Origin of the sequence: Ornithinimicrobium pulveris, assembly GCF_050261105.1 — a bacterium.
Classification (GTDB): Bacteria; Actinomycetota; Actinomycetes; order Actinomycetales; family Dermatophilaceae; genus Ornithinicoccus.
Window position 1 is genome coordinate 436,164 of the sequence record NZ_CP189837.1, and the last position, 18,173, is coordinate 454,336.

Consider the following 18,173-nt stretch of genomic DNA (forward strand, 5'->3'; position numbering starts at 1 on the left):
CACCGCGAGACCGAGGGGGCCCCTGAGCGCGGTCCGGAACCGGCCCGGGAACTGGTCCCGGAGCGCGGTCCGGAACCGGCCCCGGGACTGGCCCCGGAGCGCGATCCCGGACCGGCCCCGGAACACGATCGGGAACGGGGCAGCGGCACCGTGCTCGCGGTCGGCTTGATCGGCGTCGTCACGGCCGTCCTCGTCGCCGGGCTCGTCATCACCGCCGTTGTGGTCGCGGGGCAGCGAGCCCGCACGGCGGCCGATCTGTCAGCTCTGGCTGCGGCCGGTCGCATGGTGGAGGGCCATGACCTGGCCGGGGCCTGCGCCCTTGCCGCCGAGCTGGCCGACCGACACGAAGCCGAGATGACCTCCTGTGATGTAGCACCAGCGGCGACGGGGAGCGGGGCGGGTGCGGCACCCAGCGTGTCGACGCCGGTTCAGGTAGAGGTCACCAGACCGGTGCTCGGCACTCCGTGGACCGTGCGAGTCACGGCACGGGCGGGCGGAGTGCCCCTGGACAGGGGATAGGCGACGAAGCCCGTCAGCGGTCGAGGTCGAGACGGCTGCGCTCGGTGTCGCCGCCGGGTCCCGGGACCGTCCCGGGTCGAGCCGGTCCATCCCCGTGCGCGCCGGCGCCGGGGGAGGAGCTGCCGGTCGAGGTGTTCCCCGTCGTGGTGTTCCCTGCGGCCGGGCTCACCCCCGGAGTGCTCGCAGTGCGGCCCGCACCGTTTCCGACACCACCGCCAGCAGGAGCGGAGGAACCACGAGCAAGTCGGTCGCGGGGCGCGGTCGCATCACCCGAGCGCTCCGCGCGGCGGTCGGAGGCCTTGGCCTGCTTGCGCAGCTCGCGCACCTCCTTGGCGTGCCGGGCCTTGGCGCGAGCGCCCGCGCCGATCATCCAGAACCCCAGGGCGGCGACAGCCAGCGTCAGCAGCCCGGCGAGGAAGAGCCAGAGCGGCGGCAGGTCCAGGTTGAGGATGCCGTAGTCGAGCCGGACGTCCGGCATGCCAGCGGTCGCGACCACGACGTAGGTGATCACCGCGGCGGCGAGAAGGACCAGGAGCAGACCGATGAGCAGCACGTGCCAGAGACTAGCCGAGCGCCGGGACCTCGCGCTCGGACAACAGGTGCGAGAGCACGGCAACGGCTCCGTCCGGGTCGAGTGGGTCGTTGCCGCTGCCGCACTTGGGCGACTGCACGCAGCGTGGGCAGCCTGTGGGGCACGTGCACGCCTCCACGAGGTCCCGGGTGGTGGTGAGCCAGGTCGGCGCCAGGTCGAAAGCCCGCCGGGAGAAGCCCGCGCCGCCCGGATGACCGTCGAAGACCATCACCGTGGGCAGTCCGGTGTCCGGATGGTGCGCGGTGGAGATCCCACCCAGATCCCACCGGTCGCAGCTGGCCAGCAGGGGCAGCATCCCGATCGCGGCGTGTTCGGCAGCGTGCAAAGCGCCCGGCGTGCCCTCCTCGGTGATCCCGGCCAGAGCCAGTTCCTCAGCGGGCAGGCTCCACCACACTCCCTGAGTCAGCAGCGTGCGCTCGGGCAGGTCGAGGGGATGCTGCCCGAGCACCTCACCGGTGGGCAGGACCCGCTGGAAGGAGGTGACCCGCGTGGTGACCTCCACCCGGCCCCGACACAGCAGCGCAGCCCCCCACGCCGCGACCTCCTCGGTCGCCCGGATGCGGAAGGTGCTCTCGCTCCGCGCCCGCGTCGACCATCCGGGATCACCAGCGACCACCATCGCGACGCTGGCCTCCAGGTCCAGGTCGGTGACGACATACGGCTCGCCCTGGTGCACATAGACCGCGCCGGCGTGGACTGTGGTCAGCGCGCGTTCCTCATCGACCGTCCCCAGCACCCGCCCGCTGCGGGAGTCCACGATCTGGACGGGCTGACCCGCATCCCGCAGCTGCAGGTGGTCGGTCGGTCGCTCCTGCCTGGTCCAGAACCACCCGGTCGGGCGGCGGCGCAGCGCCCCACCGGCCACCAACTGCTCGGCCAGGTCGGGCACCGATGGCCCGAACCACTGCACGTCCTCCTTGGTCAAAGGGAGCTCAGCAGCGGCTGCCGCGAGGTGGGGGCCGAGGACGTACGGGTTCTCCGGATCCAGGACGCAGGCCTCGACCGGGGCGTCGAAGATGAGCTCGGGGTGCTCGAGCAGGTAGGTATCCAACGGGTCGTCGGCGGCGACCAGCACGGCCAGGGACTTCTGTCCGCGTCGCCCGGCCCGCCCGGCCTGCTGCCAGAAGGAGGCACGGGTCCCGGGCCAACCCGCGATCACCACGGCATCCAGGCCGGCGATGTCGATGCCCAACTCCAGCGCCGTGGTCGCGGCCAAGCCCATGATCGAACGCTCGCGCAGGTCGTGCTCCAACTCCCGCCGCTCCTCGGGCAGGTAGCCCCCGCGATAGGCCGCTACCCGGGGCGCGTCCTCGCCCGGCCCCAGCGACTCGCGGGCCCGCGCAGCCACCACCTCGACGTCTGGCCGGGAGCGCGCGAAGGCCACGGTCTGGACGCCGGCGGCGACCAGGTCGGCGAGCACCGAGGCGGTCTCAGCGGTCGTCCCTCGACGTCGACCGTCCTCCAGCTCCGGTGGGCGCCACAGACCCACGACCATCTCCTGCCGCGGGGAGGCGTCCTCGGTCACCGCAGTGACCGGTTGCCCGAGCAGCGTGCTGCCCAGGACCTGGGGGTCCGCCACGGTGGCGGAGGCGAGGACGACGGTGGGGGTTGCGCCATACCGGGCGGCGAGGCGCAGCAGCCGCCGCAGCACGGCCGAGACGTGGGCACCGAAGACGCCCCGGTAGACGTGGCACTCGTCGACCACCACGAAGCGCAGCGCCCGCAGGAAGGAGCGCCAGCGCTCGTGCCCGGGCAGCAGCGTGTGGTGGAGGAGGTCGGGATTGGTGAGCACGTAGTGCGCGTGGTCGCGCACCCACCGCCGCTCCTCGGTGGGGGTGTCGCCGTCCAGCGTCGCCACCCGCACGCCGGGGACCGCGAGGGTATGCAGACGCGCGGCCTGGTCCGCGCCCAGCGACTTGGTAGGGGCCAGGTAGAGCGCAGTGGCGCCGCGCCCACTCGCGGCATGCAGGCCGTCGTGCAGGGCCGACAGCACGGGCAGCAGGTAGCCCATCGACTTGCCGGACGCCGTCCCGGTCGAGACCACGACGTGCTGACCGGAGTGGGCGAGCTCGGCCACCCGCGCCTGGTGCTCCCACAGCCGCGTGATCCCCTCGCCGTGAAAAGCGGCCGTGACCGGCGGGGCAACCCAGTCCGGCCAGTCGACGGTGCGCCCCTCGCGCGCCGAGACTGTGCGCACATGGACGAGCCGCTCGGCCCGGGTGCCCCGGCTCAGGTGCTCCAGGGTGGCGGCGGGGTCGAAGGCGGAGGCAGGGTCGAAGGTGGAGGCAGGGTCGAGGGCGGAGGCTGCGTCGACACCCGGGGTGTGGTCGGGCTGGGTGTGATCGGGGTGGCTCATCGTGCGAACCACGCTACGCCGAGCCACCGACAGACCTGACTCCGTGACCGAGAGGCAGGCCGCAGCCCCCCTCACGACATCGATCAACCCCCGCAGGTATCATTGGGCGCGCACACGACACACCATGTCGGCGGCCGACGCCAGTCGGTGCCGTCGCCTACAGTGACGGGGTCCCACCAAACCGCGCCGGGGTTGCCCAGCGCCGTCGCCCGCTGCCAAGGACGTCGCGGGTCCGCCTGAGGAGGCTGTCATGTCCCCAGTCCCCGTCGCTGCCGCCGCGAGCAATGTCTCGCTCTCCGGCGCCGACACCTCGATCGTCGTCGTGGTGCTGTGCATCGCGCTCGTCGCTCTCGTCTTCGGTTTCATGTTCCGTCGAGAGGTCCTCGCGGCCTCGCCCGGCACCGAGTCGATGCAGGAGATCGGCAGCGCCGTGCAGGAGGGTGCGTCGGCCTACCTGACCCGCCAGTTCCGCACCCTGGCCATCTTCGCCGTTGTCGCCTTCTTCCTGCTGCTGATCCTGCCCGGCGACATGTCGGTCCGGATCGGACGCTCGGTCGCCTTCCTCTTCGGCGCCGGCTTCTCCGCCTTCATCGGCTGGTTGGGCATGAACCTGGCCACCGCCGCCAACATGCGGGTGGCCGAGGCCGCCCGCACCACCGGTCGCGACGACGGCATGCGGATCGCCTTCCGCACCGGCGGCACCGTGGGGATGGCGACCGTGGGTCTGGGCCTGCTGGGCGCGGCGCTCGTCGTCCTGATCTACCAGGGTGAGGCTGCCAAGGTCCTCGAGGGCTTCGGCTTCGGCGCCGCGCTGCTCGCCATGTTCATGCGCGTCGGCGGCGGCATCTTCACCAAGGCGGCCGACGTGGGCGCCGACCTGGTCGGCAAGGTCGAGGCCGGCATTCCCGAGGACGACCCGCGCAACGCCGCCACCATCGCCGACAACGTCGGCGACAACGTGGGTGACTGCGCCGGCATGGCCGCCGACCTGTTCGAGTCGTATGCCGTCACCCTCGTCGCGGCGCTCATCCTCGGCACCGCGGCGCTCGGCGTGCACGGCGGCCTCACCTTCCCGCTGATCATCCCGGCGATCGGTGTCCTCACCGCCATCCTCGGCGTCTACATCACCAAGGCTCGCCCGGGCGAGAACGGCCTGCAGGCGATCAACCGCAGCTTCTACATCTCGGCCGGCATCGCTGCTGTGGCCTCCGCCGCCGCAGCCTTCATCTTCCTGCCCACCAGCGCCTCGGAGCTGACTGGTGGCGATCTGTCCGGCACCGTCACCGGCGGGGCCCTGGAGATGCTCGGCTCGGCCGGCGACCTCGCGATCAACCCGGCGCTCGGCGCCGCGATCGCCGTGGTCATCGGCATCGTGCTGGCGGCCTTCATCCTGTGGCTGACCGGCTACTTCACCGGCACCGAGTCCAAGCCCACCAACGACGTGGCCCGCACCTCCCTCACCGGTCCGGCCACGGTGGTCCTGTCCGGCATCGGCGTCGGCCTGGAGTCTGCGGTCTACACCGCGGTCACCATCGCGGCCGCGGTCTTCGCGCTGTTCACCCTCGGCGGCGGCTCACTGATCATGTCGCTCTTCTTCGTGGCCCTGGCCGGCTGTGGTCTGCTCACCACCGTCGGGGTCATCGTCGCCATGGACACCTTCGGCCCGGTCTCGGACAACGCTCAGGGCATCGCCGAGATGTCCGGTGACGTCGACGGTGAGGCCGCCCAGATCCTCACCGAGCTGGACGCGGTCGGCAACACCACCAAGGCCATCACCAAGGGCATCGCGATCACCACGGCGGTCCTCGCGGCCACCGCGCTGTTCGGGTCCTACTGGGACGCCATCGCCCAGGCGCTCGGCGATGTGGGCACCGAGGCCACCGCGGACGTCTTCCAGTCCTTCCTGGTCTTCGACCCGCGCGCCCTCGTCGGCGTGCTCATCGGTGGCGCCGTGGTCTTCCTCTTCTCCGGCCTGGCGATCAACGCCGTGACCCGCGCCGCCGGCGCGATCGTCTTCGAGGTGCGCCGCCAGTTCCGCGAGAAGCCGGGCATCATGAACTACACCGAGAAGCCGGAGTACGCCCGCGTCGTGGACATCTGCACCCGCGACTCGCTGCGTGAGCTGGCCACCCCGGGTCTGCTCGCGGTCTTCGCCCCGATCGCCGTCGGCTTCGGCCTGGGCGTCGGCGCGCTCGCCGGATACCTGGCCGGCGCGATCGGCACCGGCGTGCTGATGGCGGTCTTCCTGGCCAACTCCGGTGGCGCCTGGGACAACGCCAAGAAGATCGTCGAGGACGGTCACCACGGCGGCAAGGGCACCCCGGCCCACGAGGCCACCGTCATCGGTGACACCGTCGGCGACCCCTTCAAGGACACCGCCGGTCCGGCCATCAACCCGCTGATCAAGGTGATGAACCTGGTCGCGCTGCTCATCGCCCCGGCGATCATCGGCCTGACCTACGGCGAGAACGCCAACGACCTGATCCGCTGGGGTATCGCCCTGGTCGCGACCGGTGTCATCGTCGCCGCGGTCGTGGTCTCCAAGCGGCGCGACATTGCGATCGGCGACGACTCCCCGGAGCAGGCCGAGGTGCTGACCGAGAGCTGATGCCACCCGGCCGTGCTGTTCGGCCGACCCCCGTGAAGGGCGCGACACCACCGGTGTCGCGCCTTTCGCGCGTTCGGCCCGGTAGAGGAGCTCACCTGACCTCGCTCAGCGGGTCATTCAAACGTGCACAACGACTCGGTCCGCGGAGAACCTGCAGGTGGGCGGCGGCATACGGGACGTTGTGCATGTTTGAAAGTCCGCGGGTCGCCCGGGTGAGATGCAGATCGGGTCCCCGGTGACGACAAGTCGGGTCCCCGGTCGCGACAAGTCGGGTCCCCGGTGACGACAAGTCGGGTCCCCGGTGACGACAAGTCGGGTCCCCGGTGACGACAAGTCGGGTCCCCGGTCGAAGCAAATCGGGTCCCCGGTCGGGGCGTGGGAGAGTGTGTCGGTGATGGACACCTCCTCGCGCCCCTCACCACCTCCGCGCCCCTCACCACCTCCGAGCTCCTCACCATCCCCGCCGCCGCGGGGCGACCTGCCTGACCGGATCGCCGACCTTCGTGCGGACCTCCAAGACCTCGACCACACGGTCGACCGCGTCGCGGCCGTCCTAGGTGAGCGGGCCTCGGCCGCCCTGCACCGCGAGCAGCCGCTGGACGCTGAGCAGGTCACGGCCGCTCTCCTGCAGTCCACAGCCTCCGCCCAGGGCCGCGGAGTCGCCGCGCTCGTCCGCTTCTTCACCCTGGGCCTGCCCATCGACGTCACCGACCTGGACGCCGCGCTGCCGCGCACCGGGGCCGCGGGCCTCGTCGAGCTCGGCCTGGCCACCGCGGTCGGTCCCGACGCGCCCACCCAGTTGCGGAGCACCTGCGACCTGCGTCCCTACGGCGACGAGTCGCACACCTGGTGGGTCACCTCCGACCACGCCGAGCTCGCCCTGCGCGGGCCCCTCCCGGTCGAGCACGTGCTGGGTATCGGCGGCGCCTCCACCACCCTGGCCTCATGGACCCCGCGCCCGCAGGTCGAGCGTGCCCTCGACCTGGGGACCGGGTGCGGAGTGCAGGCGCTGCACCTGGGTGGGCACACGGCATACGGGATCGTGGCGACCGACCTGTCCGAGCGTGCGCTCGCGCACGCCCGCTTCACCGCGGCCCTCAACGGGGTCGACCTGGACCTGCGCCAGGGCAGCCTGCTCGAGCCGGTCGCCGGTGAGCAGTTCGACCTGATCGTGAGCAACCCACCATTCGTCATCACGCCGAGGTCGGGGGAGGTGCCGGTCTATGAGTACCGCGACGGCGGGCGCGCCGGCGACGCCCTCGTCGCTGATCTGGTCGGTGACCTCGGCGCCCACCTGCGCCCGGGCGGGATCGCGCAGTTGCTCGCGAACTGGGAGCTGCGGCCCGAGGAGGACTGGCGCGAGCACGTGTCAGGTTGGCTGGCCGGCACCGGTCTCGACGCCTGGGTCGTGCAGCGCGACGTCCAGGACGTGGCCGAGTACGCCGAGACCTGGGTCCGCGACGGCGGCCAGGTGCCCGGCACACCTTCCTTCCAGGCCCTGTATGCCGCGTGGCTGGCCGACTTCGACGCGCGCGGCATCGAGCGGGTCGGGTTCGGCGTGGTGACCCTACAGCGGCCGCGGGCCGAACGCGAGCCCTGGCGGGACCTGATCGAGGTGGCGACCCCGGTGGCCGCCCCGATGGGACCGAGCGTCCTACGCGGGCTCGAGGCCCGGACCTGGCTCGCCGAGCACGACGAGCAGGACCTGCTCGACATCGCCTGGCAGGTGGCCGACGACGTCACCGAGGAACGCGTCGGCCGGCCGGGCGCGCCGGACCCCCAGGTGATCCAACTTCGGCAGGGTGGTGGGCTACGCCGGGTGATCCGGCTGAGCACGATCGGCGCGGGCTTCGTCGGCGCCTGCGACGGCGAACTCACCGGCGCCCAGCTGTGCGCCGGGCTCGCGGCGGTCACCGGGGCCGAGCCGGCGGACGTGCGCGCCGAGGTGGTGCCGGTGCTGCGGGAGCTGGTCAAGGACGGCCTGGTGCGCTGAGGCCGGACTCCCGCCGGGGCGAGGTCGCTCAGCCGAAGCGGTAGCTGTTGCGGGAGACCTGGAAGCTGCGACCGGTCTCGCTATTGCTGCACTGCACCCCGTCCTGGGAGGAGCTGCAGGACACGGACCCGACCTGGATCGAGGAACCGTAGGAGAGCACGGCGAGCGTCTGCCGACCGGGTTTGATCGTCTCGGAGTCGTTGGCGCGGGCCCACCACCCACCGGCGGCCACCCAGGCCTGGTCGACCAGCTCGCCCGGGATGCAGGTCCAGGCCCCCGACTCGCCCTCGCCCACGATCATGATGGCGTCGGCCTCGGAGGCGGTGCAGTCGCCCAGGAGGTTGGAGACGAGGTGCTCGGAGCTGGGCGTGAAGACGCGGTCCTCGACCTGGCAGACCGCGGTGATCTCGTTGATCGTGCAGGCGACATTGCCGCTCGGCAGCACGAAGGCGGCCCGGTCGCCCTCGATGACCGCCGAGGTGCCGCCGGAGGCCGAGCGGTCACCGGGCTCGACCTGGATATCGGCGGCCTCGGTCGGTGGGGGCACCGCCTCCCGGGTCTGCTCGGCGCTGTCCGGGGTGCCGTCGCCGTCGGTGTCCACGGTGCTGACCGCATCCGTGGGAGCACCGGTCTCCTCGCCGCCGTCCCCGTCGTCGTCGCTGCAGCCGGACAGGGCCAGGGTCAGCGAGACCGACCCGGCCACCATCAGGGTGGCGAGCGAACGCACCCGCCGACCACTCCGCATACCTGCTCCACGACGCACCGTCATAGCCCAGCAGCGTAGTCGGTGCAGGCATGGGCTACCGTGACGCTCCGGGGACCGTGTCGGAGCCGCGACGAATCCGCGGCACACGGGCCGTGAAGGAGAGTGGTCGCACATGGCTGGACGCAAGCTGGTCATCGTCGAGTCGCCGGGCAAGGTCAAGAGCATCGGTGAGTATCTGGGGGCGGACTACCGGGTCGACGCCAGCATCGGGCACATCCGCGACCTGCCGACCCCTTCCGAGCTGCCCGCCGAGATGAAGAAGGGGCCGTTCGGAAAGTTCGCCATCGACATCGAGGACGGCTTCGAGCCCTACTACGTCGTCGACGCGGACAAGAAGAAGAAGGTCGCCGAGCTCAAGCGTGCGCTCAAGGACGCCGACGAGCTCTTCCTGGCCACCGATGAGGACCGCGAGGGCGAGGCGATCGCCTGGCACCTCCTCGAGGTGCTCAAGCCCAAGGTGCCGGTCCGCCGGATGGTCTTCCACGAGATCACCCGCGAGGCGATCCAGCGCGCGGTCAACGAGACCCGCGAGCTCAACATGGACCGGGTCGATGCGCAGGAGTCCCGCCGGATACTGGACCGCCTCTACGGGTATGAAGTGTCGCCCGTCCTGTGGCGCAAGGTGCGCCAGGGGCTGTCGGCCGGCCGGGTGCAGTCGGTCGCGACGCGGCTGGTCGTCGAGCGGGAGCGCGAGCGGATGGCCTTCCGCAGCGCCTCTTACTGGGACGTCGAGGGCGAGTTCGCGCCGGGCGGCAACAGCGGGCAGGCCTTCGAGGCCAAGCTGACCGGGATCGACGGGTCCAAGGTCGCGACCGGGCGGGACTTTGCCGACGACGGCACGTTGCGCAGCAAGGACGCGGTCCAACTGGATGCGGCGGCGGCCCAGGCGATCGCCGCCGGGACCATTGAGGCCGACGTGGTCGTCAGCGAGGTCTCCGAGAAGCCCTACACCCGCCGCCCCTCAGCGCCCTTCACCACCTCGACCCTGCAGCAGGAGGCCAGCCGCAAGCTGCGGCTGAACAGCCAGTCCACGATGCGCACCGCCCAGCGGCTCTACGAGGGCGGCTACATCACCTATATGCGCACCGACTCGACGACGCTGTCCAGCTCGGCGGTCAGCGCGGCACGAGCCCAGGCCCGCGATATGTACGGCGCGGACTACGTGCCCGAGGCTCCCCGCGTCTACGGCAAGAAGTCCAAGAACGCGCAGGAGGCGCACGAGGCGATCCGCCCCGCTGGCGATCGGTTCCGCACGCCCGCTCAGGTCGCCGGTGAGCTACGCGGCCAGGAGTACGCGCTCTACGAGCTGATCTGGAAGCGCACGGTCGCCTCCCAGATGGCCGACGCCAAGGGCTCCACGGCGAGCGTGAAGCTCGCGGCGACCCTGCCCGAGGGCACCACGGCGAGTGGTACGGCATACAGGCGGGCGGAGTATGCCGCGTCCGGCACCGTGATCACCTTCCGCGGCTTCCTGGCCGCCTATGAGGAGGGCCGGGACGAGTCCCGCTACGGCGAGGACGGCGCGATGGGGCGGCGGCTGCCCAAGCTCTCCGAGGGCGTCGACCTGGAGACCCTGCGCGCAGAGGCCCAGGGACACCAGACCAGCCCGCCCGCCCGCTACACCGAGGCCACGCTGGTCAAGGCGCTGGAGGAGAAGGGGATCGGTCGGCCCTCGACCTACGCCTCGACCGTCGGCACGATCCAGGACCGCGGCTATGTGCGCACCCGAGGCTCGGCGCTGATCCCGACCTGGTTGGCGTTCGCGGTGACCCAGCTGCTCGAGCGGCACTTCCCGACCCTGGTCGACTACGACTTCACCGCCTCGATGGAGGAGGGGCTGGACCGGATCGAGCGCGGCGACGAGCAGCGCGTGGCCTGGCTGCAGCGCTTCTACTTCGGGGACCAGGCGACGCACGCCGAGGGCCTGCGGGACTTGGTGGACGATCTCGGCGAGATCGACGCCCGCGCGGTGTCCGCGGTCGAGATCGGCGACGGGACCGTGGTGCGCGTCGGCCGCTATGGGCCCTATGTGGAGATCGAGGAGAACGGTGAGGTCAAGCGGGCCACCGTCCCCGATGACATCGCCCCCGATGAGATGACCGGCGAGAAGGCCGGCGAGTTGCTCGCGGCGGCCGCGGACGACGGACGCGTCCTGGGGACCGACCCGGACACGGGCCGGCAGATCGTGGCCCGGGCCGGACGGTATGGCCCGTATGTCACCGAGGTGATCGAGGACGAGGCGCCCGCAGAGGGCAAGAAGGCCGAGGGCAAGAAGAAGGCTGCCAAGGTCAAGCCCCGGACCGGCTCGCTCTTCCGCGACATGGACCTGGCGACCATCGAGTTGGAGACCGCCCTCAGGTTGCTGTCGCTGCCGCGCGTGGTCGGTGCCGATGCCGAAGGCGTGGAGATCACCGCCCAGAACGGTCGCTACGGCCCCTACCTGAAGAAGGGCACGGACAGCCGCTCGCTGGAGACCGAGAACCAGATCTTCGACATCACCCTGGACGAGGCGCTGGCGATCTACGCCCAGCCCAAGACCCGCGGCCGCGGCGCCGCCAAGCCGCCGCTGGCGGAGTTCGGTGAGGACCCGGTCTCGGGCAAGAAGGTCGTGGTCAAGGACGGCCGCTTCGGCCCCTATGTCACCGATGGCGAGACCAACGCGACCCTCCGCAAGGGCGATGAGCCGGACACGCTGACGCAGGAGCGCGCGTTCGAGCTGATCGCCGAGAAGCGCGCCAAGGGCCCGACCACCCGCAAGCGCGCGGCCAAGAAGAGCGCCGCGAAGAAGACGACGGCCAAGAAGTCAACCGCCAAGAAGACGACGACCAAGAGCACGAAGACGACCAAGAGCACGACCAAGAAGTCCACCTGACCGACCGGACGCGCGTCCTGCCTCGCCCTAGACGTCACCGAACGCGCGGCTAGCTCGCCCCAGACGTCACCGGACGCGCTGGAGGCTCGGCTCACCCCACGCGGGCGACCGGTTCGTCCTGCTCCAACCCGGCCAGCACGTCCCACAGGCGGGTAGCCTGCGTCGGCGAGAGGTCGAAGGCCCCGATGAACCAGCTCAGGGTCTGCGGTGTCACCCGCCCCGCGCACATCCGGTTCACCCGGTCCTTGAGCGACCGGGAGCCGGACGCAGGCTTCTCGCCGATCTCCCACAGATGCCCGGCCAGGACACGCGTGATGGCGGCCTGGTGCAGGGCGCCCTTCTGAGCGGTGGAGCGCAGGACGTGCCGCTGCCAGCGACGGCGCACCTGGGCGTCCTCGAGCAGGATCCGGCACAACAGCCGCGCGGCTGCCGCCTCGGCGCACCGGTGCGGCGGGAGCGGAGAAACCGGTGGGCTCCCGGCGATAGTCGGCATGGTCGAGGTGGCGGTGGGGTTGAGGGGCACGGACTTCGCGATGGTCATCAGCACACTGCTCCCGTTCACGGGCTGAAAGGGGGATGCTGCACATCGTGGGGTGAGCGGGGAACCCCTGTCACGACCTGGCGCGGAGCCCGCACAGGCTCGTACGTGATGGCGGCCCACCGCTCAGGGTGAGGGAACCCCATACAGACCCATACAGGGTTGACCAGGACAGATGAGGCCCAGGTGCGCCACGATGTGCCCTGTATCTCCACCCCGGACGACCCACGATACGGAGCCCACGTGTCCAGGAGCCGATCTCCGCAGGCCGAGCTGCTGGCGGCCGAGTTGACCCGGATGCGCCTGGACGCGGGGCTGACCATCCGAGAGCTGGAAAAGAGGTCCGGTATTCCGTCGGGCACCTTGGGCGGCTACTTCGCCGGCCGCCATCTACCGCCGGCGAGCAGGCCCGAGGTGCTGGAGTCGATCCTCGAGGCGTGCCAGGTGCCGGAGGATGAGCGGCCACGGTGGCACGACTGGGTGCGCGAGCTGCACCTGGGGCGCAGGGGGCCCCGGGTGCGGCAGAACCCCTACCGGGGGCTGGACGCCTACCGGGCCGACGACGCGGATGTGTACTTCGGGCGGCAGGCCGAGGTGGACCGGTTGGTCGCGCTCGTCGATGACGTGGTGGGCTCGAGCCTGCCCCTGGTGTGCGTGGTCGGGCCGTCGGGAGCGGGCAAGACCTCCTTGGTCCAGGCCGGGCTGGTGGCCCAGCTGCAGTCGCGCGAGGTGCCCTGGCGGGTGCAGCGTGTGCGGGTCGCGGGTGAGGGCGTGCTCGACCTGCCGGACGCGGCCGACCGGCCCACCGCGGTGATCGTCGACCAGCTCGAGGAGGTCTTCGGCACCCAGGACGCGGAAGGCAGCAGCCCGGCTCCGGCGACCCTGAAGCGGCTCTCCGAGATCCTGGACTGGTCGCAGGCTGCGCCCGACCAGCAGCGGCTGGCCGTGGTCATCCTGCGGGCCGACCTCTATCCCTACGCGGCGCGCAGCCCCCGCCTGCGATCGGCCCTCCAGGACCGCCAGGTGCTGGTCGCCGACCTCACCCCGGAGGCTCTGCAGGAGGTGGTGCGCGGGCCGGGCACGGTGCTGGGGCTGTCCATGGAGGAGGGCCTGGTCGACCTGATCGTGGCCGAGGCTCGGGTCGGCGCTGGCCAGGCGCTGCCGCACCTGTCCTATCTGCTCTCGCGGATGTATGAGGAGAGCGACCAACGTGCGCTTCGGGTGCAGGACTACCGGAGGCTGGGTGGCTTCGACGGAGCGATCCAGGTGGCCGCGGAGGCCGCCTTCGAGGCGCTGGAGCCCCACCAGCAGGATCGGGCCAAGGAGTTGATCCTGGGAATGGTCGCGTATCACGAGGGGGTGGGTCCGGTCCGCCGGCGACTCGACCCGGAACAGGAGGATTCGCACGAGATCCTGTCGCACTTCACCTCCCGCCGGTTGGTCACCGTGAACGAGGGCGGGTATGAGCTCTCCCACGAGTCCCTGCTCCGCAGCTGGCCACGGTTGGCGGGATGGATCGAGCAGGACCGGATGCGGTTGGTGGCCCATGGCCAGCTGAGCCGGGCTGCGAGCCAGTGGGACGAGGAGGACCGGGACGAGGAGTTGCTGTTGCGGGGCACCCGGCTGCAGTCGGGTGTCGACGTGGCGGGCGGATCCCGGTTGACCACCCTGGAGCGCAGCTACCTCGAGGCGAGTCAGGAGCGGGCCGATCTGCAACGCGATCAGGAGGCTGCTCGCCTGCGCCGCACCCGCGCGGCACTGGCGGTGATGGGGGTGCTCACCCTGATCGCTGCGCTCCTGCTCGCCGACACCCTCCGCGCCCGAGCCGGTGCTGACCGGGCGCGCCAGGCGGCCGAGGCCCGGCAGATCGCCTACTACGCCAACCAGCTTGGCGCCGGCAACCTGCCGTTGTCCGCCCTCCTGTCGGCGGCCGGTCAGGTGCGCGACGACAACGTCACCAGCCGCTCCGCGCTGGTGGCCGCCACCGGTCAGCCCCTGGTCAGCCGGCACGACATCGGGCTCCTGCCCCGCCGGGCCGCCGTGTGGGATGACGGGGACCATGCGGCCGTGGCGGGCCACCATGGCGAGGTGGCCCTGCTCTCCCTCACAGGGGATGCCCCGGAGGTGCTGACCACGCTGACCCCCGAGGACGGGGTCGAGGCGGGCACTCCCGGCGTGGCCGTCAACGGCGATGGCTCAGTGCTCGCGGTCACCGATCACACCGGCCGGATCGTGGTGCGCGACGCCACCGACCCCGCCGCCCCGACCGAGCTCGGCACCATCGAGGTGCCGGAGGTGGCGACCGTGCTCGACCTGGATGAGCGGGGCACGGTGCTGGTCGCCGGCACCGCCGAGGGCACCCTGCGCCTGTGGCGCGCCGAGGAAGGGAGCTGGCGCGAACTGGACGTGCCCGACCTGCCCGAGGCCGCGGTATACGGGATCCGGATCTCAGCCGACGGCTCGCACCTGGCCATGGTCACCGGCACCGGTGGCCTGCTGGTGTGGACGGTCGGAGAGGAGGTCCAGCTGCTCGACGAGGTCGGGACTGGGGACGCAGCCCTCTTCGCGGTCGACTTCGCGCCCGATCTGGACCGGATCGCGGCGACGGGGGCGGACCGCACCGTCTTCGTCTTCGAGCTGAGCGACGAGGGGCTCGAGCTCGAGACCTCCCTCGCCGAGTTCACCACCTGGGTGAATGACATCCGCTTCAGCCGCGACGGCTCGCTGCTGCTGGCGGGCAGCTCCAACCGGCTGCTCAAGGCGTGGCCGCTGACCGACGAGGAGATCCCCACCCAGCCCTCGCACCAGGTCGAGCTGCCCGGCGAGATCACCGCCCTGCGCGAGGGCCCGGACGGCCACTGGCTGATCGCCGACAACGGGCCGGACCTGCACACCTGGAGCCTGCGCGGTGGCCGCCTGACCGACCATCAGTCGATCGTCTTCGTCTCCCGCTTCGCCCGTGAGACACCGATGCTGCTGACGTCGGCCGGCCGGCTCGACGGCCGGGTCCGGCTCTGGGACGCCACCGATCCGTATGCCCCGGAGCAGGTCGCCGAACTGCGCTCACCGGAGGGGGTCGGCGTCCCGGTCGGGTCCAGCGACATCAGCCCGGACGGCCGGTATGCCCTCGTCGGCAGCGTGGACGGGCACGTCCTGGTCTGGGACATCAGCGACCCCTCGGCCGCGGAACTGGTCTTCCACAGCCAGATCGGGGAGGACATCGTCCAAGGGGTGTCCTTCTCCGACGACGGCTCCTGGGCGGTCACCTTCACCCGGGACCGTGGGCTGCAGGTCCTCACCCTCGGGGACGAGGTGACCGGGTCGGAGCCGATGCAGCTCTCCTTCACCGCGCTCGCCCTCGATGCCGGCCGTGACCTGTTCGCCCTGACCTCCACCGAGCGCGGCGTGGAACTCTTCGGCCGGGATGACCCTCTGGCGCGGGTCGGCTCGGTCCCCAGCGAAGGGGCGGCGAGCGACATCGAGCTCACGCAGGATGATGCCGCCCTCTTGGTGGCGTCCGACCGCGTGGTCCGCGAGATCGACCTGACGGACCTGGCCGAGCCCACCGAAGTGGCCACCCTGACCGGGGCCAACAGCTCGATCAACGCCATTGACATGACTGCTGACGGCCGACGCGTCGCCGCGGCCTCGATCGACGGCACCGCCTGGGTGTGGGAGCGCAACGGCTCCGAGTGGGAGCGCTGGATGGCCGCACAGCTGCCGACACCATCGGTGATGTCGGTCGGCTGGCACCCCACCGAGCCACTCCTGGTGGCGGGCGGTCATCGGGGCGTGGTGGCGCTGCTGACCGCCGACGTCGAGCGCGCGCGAGAGCAGATCTGCGCCACACGAGGCGACGACCTGCGTGCTGAGGAGTGGGAGAGGGCCCTGCCCGACGTGTCCTTCACCGAGCCCTGCGGGCGCTGAGGTCGCGCGACCCGTCGGCCGACCGGCACGCTGGCGTCAGGGCGAGAGCGCCTGCTCCAGATCGGCGAGCAGGTCCTCCGGCGACTCCAGGCCGATCGACATCCGCAGCACACCCTGCCCAGGCTTGGCCCCGTCGGCGACTGGCCGGTGGGTCAGCGCCGCGGGGTGCTGGAGCAGGGAGTCGACCCCGCCCAGGGAGACGGCATGGGTGAACAACCGCACCCGGCTGGCGACCGCAGCGGCACGCTCGTAGGAGCCGAGGTCGACCGCCAGCAGTGCACCGGGCCCGGCCATCTGCGTCCCGACCAGGCCGAGCGGATCGCCCCCGGCGGCGCCGGGATAGTGCACCTTCTGCACCGTGGGCTGACCGGCCAGCCAGCCGGCGACGACCTGAGCCCCTTCCTGCTGGGCACGCACGCGCACCGGAAGAGTCTGCAGCCCGCGGTGGGCCAGGTAGGCGGACAGGGGATGCAGGGTGCCGCCGGTGATCGCGCGGATGGGACGGATCCGGGTCGCGAGCTCCTCGCTCGTCGCGACCACCCCACCCAGCACGTCGCCGTGCCCGGCGAGGAACTTGGTCACCGAGTGCAGCACGATCGAGGCCCCGTGCTCGAGCGGGCGCTGCAGCACCGGTGTGGCGAAGGTGTTGTCGACCAGCACCGGCACGTCCCCGGCCTGATCGGCGATCGCCCGCAGGTCGAGCAGGTCCAGGGTCGGGTTGGCGGGGGTCTCGACGACCACCAGACCGGTCCGGTCGGTCAGCGCCTCCGCGATTCCGTCGGCCGCCACCCAGGTCACGGTGGTGCCGAGCAGCCCGGTGCTCAGCAGGTGGTCGCTGCCGCCATAGAGCGGTCGGACGGCCACCACGTGGGGTCGTCCCGCGGACACGCAGGACAGCAGAGTGGCGCTCAGCGCCGCCATCCCGGACGCGAAGGCGACAGCGGCCTCGGCGCCCTCGAGGTCGGCCAGGGCATCCTCGAACCGGGCCACGGTCGGGTTCCACAGCCGCTGGTAGACGTGGGTGGTCCCCTCGCCCGGACGGTGCCCGCCAGCCAGGCCCTCGTATGCCGCTCCACCCGCCTCGACGTCCGGCAGGGGGTAGGTGCTGGACAGGTCGATCGGCGGCACGTGCACCCCGAGCTCGGCCAGGTCCGCGCGTCCTGCGTGGACCGCCCGGGTTTCGACGCTGAAATGTTCGGTATGCACGGATAGATGATGCAGAGACTGCGGTAGTAAGTCAAGAATGCCGAAGGTCGTGACAGGCTCCCGTCCTCCGCCTAGAGTTCTGTCATGCCACCGGCAGGGGAGCAGGTCACGGGGCGGATCGCGCGCGTCTCCGAGGTGTCGCGCCCGCCCGGTCAACGGGCCTCCTCGCCAGCGTCCGAGACGCCGACCGAGGCCGCGCGGAGCATGGTCGTGATCGTGGCCGCCACGCGCGCGGAGCAGGCCCGGCTCCTCGCGAGCCTGCCGCCAGATGTCGCCGTGCTGCTCGCCCCGACCGTGGAACTGGCGGAGCAACTGCTGCAGGGCCTTTCGCCAGTGCTGCCCGAGCCGGCTCGCCCGGCGCGACCCGTCACCCGGCTCGTCCCGGTGCCCGTGCCGGTCCCCGTCGCGCCGCAGCTCTCGGTCCGGGCCGAGGAGCGAAGTGTCTGCGTGGGGGACCGGGTTGTCCGGCTGACCAGGCTGGAGTTCGCGCTGCTGCGGGTGCTGAGCTCGGAGGTGGGGCGCGTCTGGTCCTTCGCCGAGTTGATCCGGCGGATCTGGGGGACCGGCTATGTGGGTGACGGTGCGCAGGTACGGGCGGTGGTCAAGCGGCTGCGGCGCAAGCTCGCCGATGTCGAGGCGCCGGTGGCGATCGAGACGATCCGGGCGGCCGGTTTCCGTCTCGTGGAGACCTCTCCTGCGCCGACTGACGACTGACTGCCCCAGTTGACCCAGAACTGCCCCGGTTCGGACGTCCGCTGCCCCACCGCCACGCCCTAGCGTCAGGCGCACCTGGGAG

General features: G+C 71.5%; 11 protein-coding genes. 6 read left to right on the forward strand and 5 right to left on the reverse strand.

Features of this window, described 5'->3' with window-relative positions; translation table 11 throughout:
- Nucleotides 1-150 precede the first annotated feature (150 nt).
- Nucleotides 151-519 carry an Rv3654c family TadE-like protein gene (locus tag ACQBAT_RS02000; protein WP_427197739.1) on the forward strand — a complete coding sequence of 123 codons (369 nt, stop codon included), beginning with the start codon at nt 151-153 and terminating at the stop codon, nt 517-519.
- A 13-nt stretch (nt 520-532) separates the two neighbouring features.
- Here ACQBAT_RS02000 and ACQBAT_RS02005 read toward each other — a convergent pair whose 3' ends face one another.
- Together ACQBAT_RS02005 and ACQBAT_RS02010 are read right to left on the reverse strand one after the other, a co-directional pair.
- Complete coding sequence (locus ACQBAT_RS02005) at nt 533-1,072, reverse strand: hypothetical protein (RefSeq protein ID WP_420747283.1); 540 nt, start codon at nt 1,070-1,072, stop codon at nt 533-535.
- Between the two features lie 10 nt (nt 1,073-1,082).
- The gene (locus ACQBAT_RS02010) at nt 1,083-3,467 is read right to left on the reverse strand and encodes a DEAD/DEAH box helicase (protein WP_420747282.1); all 2,385 of its coding nucleotides are present in this window, start codon (nt 3,465-3,467) and stop codon (nt 1,083-1,085) included.
- 250 nt (nt 3,468-3,717) lie between these two features.
- On the opposite strand from ACQBAT_RS02010, the gene ACQBAT_RS02015 reads away from it, so the two are divergent.
- Both ACQBAT_RS02015 and ACQBAT_RS02020 read left to right on the forward strand, forming a co-directional pair.
- Nucleotides 3,718-6,075 carry a sodium-translocating pyrophosphatase gene (locus tag ACQBAT_RS02015; RefSeq protein WP_420747281.1) on the forward strand — a complete coding sequence of 786 codons (2,358 nt, stop codon included), beginning with the start codon at nt 3,718-3,720 and terminating at the stop codon, nt 6,073-6,075.
- A gap of 394 nt (nt 6,076-6,469) precedes the next feature.
- A complete protein-coding gene (locus tag ACQBAT_RS02020) occupies nt 6,470-8,068 on the forward strand; it encodes a DUF7059 domain-containing protein (RefSeq protein WP_420747280.1) in 1,599 nt (532 codons plus the stop codon).
- Between the two features lie 28 nt (nt 8,069-8,096).
- On the opposite strand, the gene ACQBAT_RS02025 is transcribed toward ACQBAT_RS02020, so the two are convergent.
- Entirely contained in the window at nt 8,097-8,837 is a 741-nt protein-coding gene (locus ACQBAT_RS02025; protein WP_420747279.1) for a hypothetical protein, read from the reverse strand.
- A gap of 109 nt (nt 8,838-8,946) precedes the next feature.
- Here ACQBAT_RS02025 and topA point away from each other — a divergent pair, with 109 nt between their 5' ends.
- Nucleotides 8,947-11,706, forward strand: a complete 2,760-nt coding sequence (gene topA / locus ACQBAT_RS02030; protein WP_420747278.1) for a type I DNA topoisomerase — start codon at nt 8,947-8,949, stop codon at nt 11,704-11,706.
- Nucleotides 11,707-11,797: 91 nt separating this feature from the next.
- Here topA and ACQBAT_RS02035 read toward each other — a convergent pair whose 3' ends face one another.
- The gene (locus ACQBAT_RS02035) at nt 11,798-12,247 is read right to left on the reverse strand and encodes a hypothetical protein (RefSeq protein WP_420747277.1); all 450 of its coding nucleotides are present in this window, start codon (nt 12,245-12,247) and stop codon (nt 11,798-11,800) included.
- Between the two features lie 240 nt (nt 12,248-12,487).
- On the opposite strand from ACQBAT_RS02035, the gene ACQBAT_RS02040 reads away from it, so the two are divergent.
- Nucleotides 12,488-16,171, forward strand: a complete 3,684-nt coding sequence (locus ACQBAT_RS02040) for a helix-turn-helix domain-containing protein (RefSeq protein ID WP_420747276.1) — start codon at nt 12,488-12,490, stop codon at nt 16,169-16,171.
- A gap of 36 nt (nt 16,172-16,207) precedes the next feature.
- Here ACQBAT_RS02040 and ACQBAT_RS02045 read toward each other — a convergent pair whose 3' ends face one another.
- Nucleotides 16,208-17,377, reverse strand: a complete 1,170-nt coding sequence (locus ACQBAT_RS02045) for a trans-sulfuration enzyme family protein (RefSeq protein ID WP_420747275.1) — start codon at nt 17,375-17,377, stop codon at nt 16,208-16,210.
- An 84-nt stretch (nt 17,378-17,461) separates the two neighbouring features.
- On the opposite strand from ACQBAT_RS02045, the gene ACQBAT_RS02050 reads away from it, so the two are divergent.
- The gene (locus ACQBAT_RS02050) at nt 17,462-18,091 is read left to right on the forward strand and encodes a winged helix-turn-helix domain-containing protein (RefSeq protein WP_420747274.1); all 630 of its coding nucleotides are present in this window, start codon (nt 17,462-17,464) and stop codon (nt 18,089-18,091) included.
- The last annotated feature ends 82 nt before the right edge of the window (nt 18,092-18,173 follow it).